Source organism: Micromonospora halophytica (assembly GCF_900090245.1).
Classification (GTDB): Bacteria; Actinomycetota; Actinomycetes; order Mycobacteriales; family Micromonosporaceae; genus Micromonospora; species Micromonospora halophytica.
In genome coordinates this window covers 1-1,392 of the sequence record NZ_FMDN01000064.1, presented here as the reverse complement: position 1 = coordinate 1,392, position 1,392 = coordinate 1, and the positions used below count along the sequence as shown (strand labels likewise).

Annotated in this window: 2 protein-coding genes; both read right to left on the bottom strand. The window is 71.6% G+C overall.

From position 1 onward, the window contains the following. Positions 1-468: AMP-binding protein (locus tag GA0070560_RS27995; protein WP_139131643.1), on the bottom strand; the 468-nt coding region annotated here is incomplete at its 3' end. Between the two features lie 108 nt (positions 469-576). Then, positions 577-1,392: condensation domain-containing protein (locus GA0070560_RS27990; RefSeq protein WP_245675773.1), on the bottom strand; the 816-nt coding region annotated here is incomplete at its 5' end.

Sequence of the window (1,392 nt, the reverse complement as noted above, 5' to 3'; positions counted from 1 at the left end):
GGGTTGGGGGATGCGGGGGGCGGTGTCGCTGGTGGTGAGGACGATGCGTGCGCCGTGGTCGTTCAGGAGCATGCGCATGCGGGGGGCGGGCCAGGTGATGTCCATCGGGGTGTAGGCGGCGCCGGCGCGGAGGACGGCGAGGGTGGCGATGAGGGTCCAGAGGCTGCGGTCCAGGGCCAGGGAGACCACGTCGCCGTCGCTGACGCCTTGTGCGCGTAGGTGGCCGGCGAGGGCGTGGGAGCGGCGGTCCAGTTCGGCGTAGGTCAGCGTGTCGTCACCGGCGACGCCGGCGACCGCTTCGGGTGTGTGTCGTGCCCAGTGCAGGACCAGTTCGTGGATCGGCTCGGACGGCACATCGCGGACCGGGCCCCGGCCCCAGGCGAGCAACCGTTCCCGTTCCGCGTCCCCCAACGTGCCACCGGCGGCGTCACCCGCCACGGCATGCGCACCATCGAACCCGACAGACATCAGCCAACCTCCGATCAGGACCGGCGCCACCTGCACGGGTACGGCCGGGTCAGGAACCAGGAACTGCGGGGACGCGCCCGGTGGCAGCCACGTCCGGTGCGGACGAACTCAGTGCGTAGCCATCGCCGGGCCGGCTTCGAGGAAGCGCAGCATGTGGCCGTTCAGCTCCTCGGCGAAGCGGTACGGCAGGTAGTCCGTACGGATGGTCACGCGCAGCAGGGCATGGTCGGGCCGGGGCAGCACCTCGACCGTGAGGCCGTTAGACACCTCCCGCGCATACGGGTCGACGACCTCCTCGGCCCGGCAGCCGGGCAGCTCCAGTGGGAGCACCACGTTGTCCTGGAAGACGAACGTAGGCAGGCTGGCGACCACCTCACCGGAGAGCCCGGCGGCGGGATCGTCGGCGGTCTCCGCGAAGGGGACGTCCTGGGCCCGCATGAGGTCGCTGATCGTCTCGTTGACCCGCAGGACGAGCTTGTCGTCCTCCGGCCCGTCGAACCGCACCCGGACGCAGTTGAGGTTGAGCCGGGTGGTGAACGCGGAGTCGAGGACCCGGCTGCCGCGCTTCGCCACGACCATCAGCAGGCCGATGTCGTCCTGTCCGTGGACGGCGCGCAGGGCGGAGGCGAACGCGGCGACGAAGTAGCTGGAGCGGCTGAACCGTTGTTCGCGGGCCGCCCGGTCCCACCGCTGCATGACCTCAGGGGTGACGGTGACGGTGTGCCCGGCCTTCGGCCCCCAGGCCAGCGCCTGCTCCAGGGACACCGTCGGATCACCGGTGCCCTGCCGCGGCAGCCCGCGCAGCTGTTCGCGCCAGTACGCCCGCTGCGTCTCCAGGTCGGCGGCGTCGCGCAGCCGCATGTATTCGTCGTACGACTGGCGCAGGGTGGGTGCGGGCCGGTCCCACACGGGGGCCTGACCGGA